This window comes from Micromonospora sp. H33 (genome assembly GCF_052068455.1).
Taxonomy (GTDB): Bacteria; Actinomycetota; Actinomycetes; order Mycobacteriales; family Micromonosporaceae; genus Micromonospora.
This window is the reverse complement of sequence record NZ_JBQHDE010000029.1, coordinates 1-8,538: the sequence shown is the minus strand read 5'-3', so window position 1 is coordinate 8,538 and position 8,538 is coordinate 1. Positions and strand designations below refer to the sequence as shown.

Genomic DNA, 8,538 nt, shown 5'->3' with positions numbered 1-8,538 from the left:
TGGCGGTCGTCGCGGAGTTTCCCGACGAGTTCGGCGGTGAGGTGCTGGGCCTCGGCCGCGCTGCCACCGTTGCCCGCGACGAGGAGCCGCCCGCCCCGCGCGAGCGTCCAGGCCAGTTCCGTTCCCCAGTCGGCGAGCCGCTCCGCCACCTGCCGGTACGGCAGCAGCGCCCCCGCCAGGCTCGCGAGGTGGCTGTCGAGAGTGGATAGTCTCGCCGTCATCAGGCCACCGCCGGGGTGGGGCGGCTGGCGACGGTCAGCGCGGCGTACACGACGCTCAGCTGTTCGGCGCAGCGCTTCCAGGAGTACCGGCTGCGGATCCGGTCCAGCGCCGCCGTCGCGTACGCGAACCGGCGCACCTTGTCGGCGAGCAGGCGACGGATCGCCGTGCCGAGCGCCCGGGGGTCCCGCGGCGGCACGAGGTCGCCGGTCAGGCCGGGGACGACGGTGTCGGAGATGCCACCGACGTCGGTGCCCACCACCGGCACGCCGCAGGCCATGCCCTCCAGCGGGGTAAGCCCGAACGGCTCGTACCAGGGCGCGGCCACCAGGAGGTCGGCGGACCGGTACCAGCGGCCCATCTCCTCCCGGGGCACCGCGCCGACCAGCTTCACCCGGTCGGCCACCCCGCAGGACTCGGCGAGGGCGCCGAGCCGGCGGGCGAACGCGTCGGCCGGGAGCTGGTCGGCGGGGGGCCCGCCGACCACCACGCACTCGGCGTCCGGCACCGCGGGCATCGCCCGGACCACGTCCAGGAAGCCCTTGCGCTCGACCAGCCGCCCGACCGTGATGATCCGGGGGCGGGCCGGTTCGCGCGGGGCGACCGGCCCGTCCGGGCGGAACATCTCCTGGTTCACGCCGGAGGGGACCAGCGCCATCCGGGAACGCGGCACACCCAGCCGGACCAGCTCGCCGATCTCGTCCTGGCACTGCACGATCACCCGGTCGACGGCCCGCCCCAACGCCCGCTCGTAGCCGATCCGGCCCGGTGGACTGGTGTCCTTGGCGCCCTGGTGCCGCTTCTTGACGATGCCGAGCGCGTGGTACGTCAGCACCACCGGCACCCGCGTCCGGCGGCCGGCGTGCAGGGTGGCCAGCCCGCTCATCCAGAAGTGCGCGTGCGCGACGTCCGGCGTCCAGTCGCCGTCGCGCCACTGGCCGGCGAGCCAGCGGCCGAACTCGCCCATGTACGGCAGCAGTTCGTCCTTCGGCACCCGCAGCGCCGGGCCGGCCGGCACGTGGCACACCTGGTAGCCGTCCGGTGTGGATACCGTGTCCGGCAGGCTGGTGGCGTCCCGGCGGGTGTACACGCGGACATCGTGCCCCTCGCCGACCAGCGCGGCGGCCAGTTCCGCCACGTGGGTGTTCTGCCCTCCCGCGTCCTCCTCGCCGAGAAGGGCCAATGGACTGGCGTGCTCCGAGATCATCGCGATGCGCATGTTTCCTCCTCCATCAGCCGGTCCCAGTCCGCGAGGAACCGGTCGAGTCCGAACCGGTCCTTCGCCACCTCGCGACCCCGCGCCCCCAGCCGGGAGGCCGCGTCGCGGTCCGTCATCAACCACCGGGTCGCCTCGACGAGGGTGTCCACCCGCGTGGCGAGCACCCCCGCGTCGGCCGGCACCGCGTCCACCGCCTCCGTGGTGGCCAGGGCGATCACCGGCATCCCCATCGCCATCGCCTCGATCAGGCTCAGACCCAGCGAGGTCCACCGGCACAGGTGCAGGTACGCCCGCCGCCGCGCCACCTCGGCGTGCATCCGGTCCTGCGGCAGGTCGTCGTACCCGGTCACCGGAAGGTCGGGGAACCCGGCCCGGGCCAGCGCGTCCGGCAGCGCGGCCACCCCCATCCCGAACACGTCCAGCGGGGCGACCCGTGCGAAGCGCGGCATCAGGTCCGTGCCGGTGACCCGCCAGCGGCGTACCGGTTCGTTCGTCACCACGGCCAGCCGGTCCAGCCCGCCGCTCCATTCCACCCGGGGCGGCACGATGCCGTGCTCGATCACCGTCGTGCGGGTGCCCCCGGTGTCCCAGAACAGCTCGTTGAAGTGGGTGACGTGGGCGATCAGCAGGTCGTCGCGGTCGGCCATCGGGTGGCGGGTGTTCGGCACGTCGCCCTTGGGAGTGTTGTGTTCGACGTAGATCGCCGGCACGTCCCGGCCCGGTCGCCGGCCGAGCCACTGCGCCGCGAGGTCCTGCTCCTCGGGGCGTTGCAGGATGACCAGGTCCACGTCGGCGGTGGCCAGGGCCTGCGGGGTCACCTCGACCGCCGGGTCCGGCCAGGGGTAGGTGCGTGCCCGCCCGAGACCGTACGGGCCGCGGTCGGGCGTGACCGGCACCAGGTAGCGGTGCCGGCCGTGGACGAAGGACGTCGTCCACGAGCCGTGCACGTGCCAGAGCAGGATGTTCATGCCTCTCCTCAGCGGGTGTCTCGGGGTTCAGCGGGACGCGAGTACGCCGACGGCGTCCACCACCTCGCCCGGGTCGAGGCCGGCGAGGCAGGGGTGGTCGGGCACCGGGCAGAACGACGCGCGGGTGTCCCGGCAGCCGGCGGCGGCGTCGCCGAGGCGTACCGTCGGCACGCCCCACGGCCCCCACTGTCCGAACGGGACGGTCGGGGCGAACAGGCTGACCACCGGCGTACCGACGGCCGCCGCCAGGTGGGCCGGGCCGGTGTTGCCCACCACCACCGCGCGGGCGCCGGCGAGCACCCCCGCCAGGTCGGCCAGCGGCGTACGCCCCCCGAGGTCCACGGCGCGGTCCCCGGCGACGTACGCGGTCAGCTCCCGCTCGTCCGGAGCGCCGGTGACCACCACCCGGTGATCGGCGTCGGCGAGCGCGGCGACGATCTCGGCGCACCGGCGGGGCGGGCAGGCCCGCGCGGGCACCGACGCGCCGGGATGCACGACGACGTAGCCGGGCTCGGCGAGCGCCGGGTTCGATCCGGCGAACCGGTCGGCCCGTACGCGGAGAGTCGGTTCGTCGCCGTCGGCCAGGGCGAAGCCGGCTGCGGCGGCCAGCGACAGGGCACGCTCCGGCTCGGGTACGCCGACCGGGACACGGTGTCGTACGTCGAGCAGCGAACCCGGGTAGTCGTCGCTGATCGCGGCGATCCGGCGGACGCCGACGGTGCGCAGCAGCAGCGCCAGCGGCAGCGGCGACTGGTGGAAGCTGGTGAAGATGACCGCCTCGTCGGCACCCACGCCCGCCAGGGTGGCGGTGAGCGTGGCGATGTCGTCGGGATCGGCCGGCCCGGGGGCCGGGTCGATCCACGGCAGGCGGTGCTCGACGATCTCGTCGACGCCGGGCAGCAGTTCCGCCGCGGCGCGGCCGTGGGGTCCGCACAGCAGCACCACCCGCTGGGCTCCGGCGGCGACGGCACGGATGCCGGGCCCGGTGACCAGCACGTCCCCGGCCGAGTCCGACCGCACCACCAGCACCGTCCCGGCCCGGCGCGGCTCGCGCGGCACCACCGCGGCCTGCCGGCGCAGGATCTCGGCGACGGCGCCCGGGAGGTCCGCCGCCACCCACGGCGCGGCGTCGACCTCCTCCGGCCGGGTCACCGGTGTGGGCACGAGGACCGCCTGCGCGCCGGCGGCGAGGGCGGCGGTGACGTCCCGGCCGATGTCGCCGATCAGCACACAGCGGCGGGGGACCGTGCCCAGCTCGCGGGCGGCGGCGTACACCAGTCCGGGCGCCGGCTTCCGGCAGGCGCACCGGTCACCGTCGTCGTGCGGGCACACCAGCCAGGCGTCGAACGGGCCCAGCAGTTCCTCGATGCGGGCATGCACGGCCTGCATCTGCGCCTCGGTGAAGAGCCCCTTGGCCAGGCCGGACTGGTTCGTCACCACCGCGAGCCGCAGACCCGCCGCCCGCACCGCGTCAAGGGCGGCCCGCGCGCCCGGCACCGGCCGTACCTTCTCCGGATCCCCGTTGTACGGCACGTCCTCGACGAGCGTGCCGTCCCGGTCGAGCAGCACCGCGTCGAAGAGGCGTGGACCGCCCGGATCGATTTCCATGCGGCATCTGTTGCCCCTGGCGAGCGACGGCCCAAACATCAACGCCCCGGCCCAGGACGTTCGCCACGGGCCCGCCACCACCCGCGGACCCAGTGCGTCACCGCCAGCGGCGGGATCAGCGCGCTGGTCACCACCATCGTCGTGACCTCGTCGGCGGTACGCGGACCGGGCGCGACGCGGGCGTGGGCGAACTCCGCCGTGCCCGCCGCCCAGGCCGCCGCGCCGGCCGCCGCGACCGCGCCGAGCAGCCGTCGGGGCGTACCCGTGGTGGTGCGCGACAGGGCGGCGGCAAGCACCGCGACGGCACCGGCGGCGGTGACCGCGACGTGCCGGGGCCGCCGGCCGGGCGGCAGGTCCAGGTCCTCGCGCCAGGCCGGTCCGTAGAGGCGGCGCAGCAACGCGTCGTCGGCGTTGCCGCGCTGCACGCGCAGGCTCACCCAGCGGTCCTCGGGGCGTACCGGATGGGTCACCGACCGCTGCCCGCGGACCAGGTCCCAGCCCGCGCGCCGGACCCGGTGGGCCAGCTCGGCGTCCTCCCGGTAGGCCCGGGGGAACCGCTCGTCGAACCCGCCCACCTCGGCCAGGGCGGCCCGGCGGTAGGCCATGTCGGCGGTGATCCACGCGCCCACGGCGAGCCCGGCCGTCCCGCGCTCCCAGTCCGTGGGGCGGCGGTCCGCCGGCAGCGGCACCTCGACCCGGCCCTGCACACCGCCGACGCGGTCCCCGACCGCCAGGTCCGCGACCAGCCGGCGGGCCCAGTCCGCCGCGGGCACCACGTCGTCGTCCAGGAAGACGACCCAGCGGGAGCGGGCCGCACGCCAGCCCAGGTTGCGGGCCGCCGCCGGCCCCGCACCGGGCCCGGTCAGCACCTTCGCGTACGCGGACAGCGCCCCCGGCACCGCCAGCTCCCCGGCGGCGTCGCCCCGGTCGTCGACCAGCAGGATCTCCGGATCGGGCAGGTCGTCGACCTGCGCGGCGAGCGCGTCGAGGAGCACCGCGAGGCTCGGCCGGCCGAGCGTCGGCACCACCACGCTGATCACCGGGCACCGCCCAGCGCGCCGCGCCGCACCGCGAACGGCCCCATCGCCAGCAGCTCCACCGGCGCGGAGCCGAACAGCTCCATCGCCTCACGGGGCGTGTCGACCATCGGCCGGCCGGCGGTGTTCAGCGAGGTGTTCACCACCACCGGCAGTCCGGTGAGCCGCTCGAACTCGGCCAGCAGCTCCGCGACCAGCGGTTCGGTGTCGGTGTGCACGGTCTGCACCCGTGCGGTGCCGTCGACGTGGGTGACCGCCGGGATGCGGTCCCGCCACTCCGGCTTCACCCGATGCACGAAGAGCATGTACGGGCTGGGGAAGACACCGTCGAAGATCTCGACGGCCCGCTCCGCGCGGACCATCGGTGCGATCGGACGGAACTGCTCGCGGCCCTTCACGTCGTTCATCCGGGCGGTGGTGGCCGGGTCCCCGGGGTGGGCGAGCAGCGACCGGTGGCCGAGCGCGCGCGGGCCGTACTCGCTGCGCCCCTGGTACCAGGCGACGATGCCGTTGTCGGCGAGCACCCGGGCCGCCTCGGCGGCGATCGAGTCGGGCTGGAAGTAGGGCAGCGCCGCCCGGCGCAGCTCCGCCTCCAGTTCGTCGTCCGACCAGCCGCGACCCAGGTCCGCGCCGCGCATCGGCACCGACCGGTCACCGAGGTCGCGGGCGACGTGCAGGGCGGCGCCCAGCGCCGTGCCCGAGTCGCCGGCCGCCGGCTGCACCCAGACCTGCCGGAACGGGCCCTGCGCGGCCAGCCGCGCGTTGGCCACGCAGTTCAGGGCCACCCCGCCGGCCATCGCGATGGTGGAGGCGCCGCCGGAGGCGTCGTACACCCAGCGGGCCAGGTCGAGGATGACCTCCTCCAGCCGGGCCTGCACGCTGGCGGCCAGGTCGGCGTGGTCGTCGGTCATCTCCCCGTCGGCCGTCCGTGGCTTGGCGAGGCCCGCCCAGTCGATGCGCTCGACGTGGAAGCCGCCCTCCGGCGTCACCCGGACCAGGTCGCGGAGCAGGCCAAGGTGCTTCGGCTCGCCGTACGAGGCGAGCGCCATCACCTTGTACTCGTCGCTGGAGTGCAGGAAGCCCAGGTGGCGGGTCAGGTCCTCGTAGAGCAGGCCGAGGGAGTGCGGCAGCTCCTGCGCGTACAGGGACTTGAGGCGGCCGTCGGCGTAGACGCCGGCGAGGTGGCTGGCCACCTCGCCGCGCCCGTCGAGGACCAGCACGGCGGTGTCGTCGCCGCCCGGTGGGGCGGCCAGCCCGGCGGAGGCGGCGTGTGCCACGTGGTGCGGGACGAACCGCACCTTCGCCGGATCGAGGCCGGGCAGGGCGGCGGCGAGGAACTGGGGCGCGCGCTGCGCGTACTCGACCCGCAGCCAGTCCCACGGGTCGGCGAGCCCGAGGCTCTCAGACGGGCGGCACAGGCCCGGGTCGAACGAGTAGGCGACGGCGTCGAGGTCGTCGACGTCGAGCCCGGCACTGGTCAGGCACCAGGCGGCGGAGAGCTCCGGAAGCTCCCACGCGGAGAAGGGCACGGGACGCTTCCCGTGCTTCCGACGGCTGAACCGCTCCTCTTCGGCAGCGGCCACCACCCGGCCGTCGACCACGAGGGCGGCCGCCGGATCGTGGAAGATCGCGTTGATTCCAAGGACCCGCATGACAGGTCCCCTACCCTCGACTTCTCCCTCTAACCGGTAGATCATCAACTTCTCCGGACGGCTCGGTCCGTCGCCTTTGGAGATTCGTTGGCATATGGTCACATCCGGTCAACAGGGCGTGACGTCGTGATCGCGGAGGGGTGTCGCCGCCCCGGGTTACCCTGCGGAGGTCCGGCCGTCCAGCGCCGGCCAGGACGACGTTCGGAGGGGTCGATGTCCCGCTCGGCGGTCTCCCATCCGCTGTTCGCCCGGCTCTACCCGCGCGCCACGGACGCGATGGACCGGGCCGGTGTGGCCGCGCACCGCCGCCGGCTCGTCGCCGGCCTGACCGGCCGGGTGGTGGAGGTGGGCGCGGGCAACGGCCGCGCCTTCGCGCACTACCCGCCGGGCGTCGCGCACGTGCTGGCCGTCGAGCCGGAGCCCCGGCTGCGGGAGGCCGCGCGCGTCGCCGCCGCGTCCGCGCCCGTGCCGGTGGAGGTGGTCGACGGGCTGGCGGAAGACCTCCCGGTGGCGGACGGGGACGCCGACGCCGTCGTCCTGTCCCTCGTGCTCTGCTCGGTCGCCGACCAGGCCGCCGCGCTGCGCGAGGCCCGCCGGGTCCTGCGGCCGGGCGGGCAGGTGCGCTTCTTCGAGCACGTACGCGCACAGACCCCCGGCCTGCGCCGGCTGCAGCGGGTGGTGGACGCGACGGTCTGGCCGCTGGTGTGCGGCGGTTGCCACACCGGCCGCGACACGGTCGCCGAGATCCGGGACGCCGGCTTCACTATCACCGAGCTGGACCGCTTCTCGTTCCCGGAGACGCCGATCCCGCTGCCCGCCACCCCACACGTCCTCGGCGCGGCCGTACGCCCCTGATATCGGGGTGTCCAACCGCCTCGGACACCCCGACTTCGCTGAACCCGAGTCGACGATCAAAGGGTCAGACGCCGCTGGCCGGCACCCGGGTTCGGGTGCCGGCCAGCGACTTGTTTCCCCCTGTGAGGAAGGTCAGTGAGTTCAGCTGTTCCAGTGCTCGGCGACGAGGTCGGCGGCCTGGGTCTCCCACTGCGCGTAGTGGAACGGGTAGGCCGAGACCTGCACGGTCTGGGCGGCCTTGGTCAGCGGCATGTCCTGCCAGCCGTCGACCTGCTTGAGGCCCTTCAGGAACGCCATCGTCGAGTACTCCGGGTCGGTGATCTGCTCGACCGTGCCCCACCCGCTGGAGGGGCGCTGCTGGAACAGGCCCTGCGAGTCGTGGTCGTTGCGCTCACCCAGGTGACCCAGGTTCTCGAGCTTGGACTCCTGCAGCGCGGTGGCGATGGCCACCACGGCGGCGCGCTCGTCCATGTCGGCCTTCTTGGTCGCGGCGATGATCGCCTTGACGTTGCCGATCTGCTCGTCGGTGAGGTCGATGCGGGACTGCTTGCCCTGCACGCCGTGCGGGATCAGCTTGCCCTTGTCCACCTTGTCAGCCTGCGCGGTCGCGGCGACCGGCTTCGACTCGATCGACGGGGCGGCGTTGGTGGTGGCGGGGCCGGCGAACATGCCACCGGCGAAGGCCAGACCAGCGATACCCAGAACGCTCTTACGCAGCATCGTGTTCATCAGAAATGCTCCATTCGGGGGAAGGCGCCACCAGCCACAAGAAGGGGGGAACGGGCGTGGTGACGCGAGCACCGTCAGGCACTCAAAGACTTCGGGGATTTCCGTCGTGCCAGGGCCCAGGGGGTGGACCGTCTCGAGGGGTGAATCAGACCGGCAACCGGGGGCCACGCCCCAGGGGGCGGGCTGCTTCCGTGGTGCCGGGTCCAGATGTAACGACCGCCGGCCCGCCATCATTCCGGCCAGGCCCGAGG

7 protein-coding genes and 1 pseudogene are annotated in these 8,538 nt (G+C 74.4%); 1 reads left to right on the top strand and 7 read right to left on the bottom strand.

Features of this window, described 5'->3' with window-relative positions:
- From ACTMS0_RS28975 to ACTMS0_RS28950, 6 genes and pseudogenes are all read right to left on the bottom strand, one after another.
- Positions 1-221 (bottom strand): annotated as a pseudogene (locus tag ACTMS0_RS28975) (phosphoheptose isomerase); the annotation flags it as partial.
- Complete coding sequence (locus ACTMS0_RS28970; protein WP_441158448.1) at positions 221-1,438, bottom strand: glycosyltransferase; 1,218 nt, start codon at positions 1,436-1,438, stop codon at positions 221-223. The pseudogene ACTMS0_RS28975 and the gene ACTMS0_RS28970, both read right to left, overlap by 1 nt.
- Positions 1,423-2,406, bottom strand: coding sequence for a glycosyltransferase (locus ACTMS0_RS28965; RefSeq protein ID WP_441158447.1), 984 nt, complete (start codon positions 2,404-2,406; stop codon positions 1,423-1,425). The genes ACTMS0_RS28970 and ACTMS0_RS28965 overlap by 16 nt, the downstream gene beginning before the upstream one ends.
- Positions 2,407-2,433: 27 nt before the next feature.
- Positions 2,434-4,014: an HAD-IIIA family hydrolase gene (locus ACTMS0_RS28960; protein WP_441158446.1), complete on the bottom strand. Its 1,581-nt coding sequence runs from the start codon at positions 4,012-4,014 to the stop codon at positions 2,434-2,436.
- A gap of 38 nt (positions 4,015-4,052) precedes the next feature.
- Positions 4,053-5,054 (bottom strand): glycosyltransferase family 2 protein, encoded by a 1,002-nt coding sequence (locus ACTMS0_RS28955; RefSeq protein WP_441158445.1) that lies wholly within the window; start codon positions 5,052-5,054, stop codon positions 4,053-4,055.
- Positions 5,051-6,703: a carbamoyltransferase family protein gene (locus ACTMS0_RS28950; protein WP_441158444.1), complete on the bottom strand. Its 1,653-nt coding sequence runs from the start codon at positions 6,701-6,703 to the stop codon at positions 5,051-5,053. The genes ACTMS0_RS28955 and ACTMS0_RS28950 overlap by 4 nt, the downstream gene beginning before the upstream one ends.
- A 213-nt stretch (positions 6,704-6,916) precedes the next feature.
- On the opposite strand from ACTMS0_RS28950, the gene ACTMS0_RS28945 reads away from it, so the two are divergent.
- On the top strand, positions 6,917-7,558 hold the full coding sequence (locus ACTMS0_RS28945; protein ID WP_441158443.1) for a class I SAM-dependent methyltransferase: 642 nt from the start codon (positions 6,917-6,919) through the stop codon (positions 7,556-7,558).
- Between the two features lie 141 nt (positions 7,559-7,699).
- Here the strand turns inward: ACTMS0_RS28945 and ACTMS0_RS28940 are convergent, their stop codons facing one another.
- The gene (locus ACTMS0_RS28940) at positions 7,700-8,287 is read right to left on the bottom strand and encodes a hypothetical protein (protein WP_441158442.1); all 588 of its coding nucleotides are present in this window, start codon (positions 8,285-8,287) and stop codon (positions 7,700-7,702) included.
- Between the last annotated feature and the right edge of the window lie 251 nt (positions 8,288-8,538).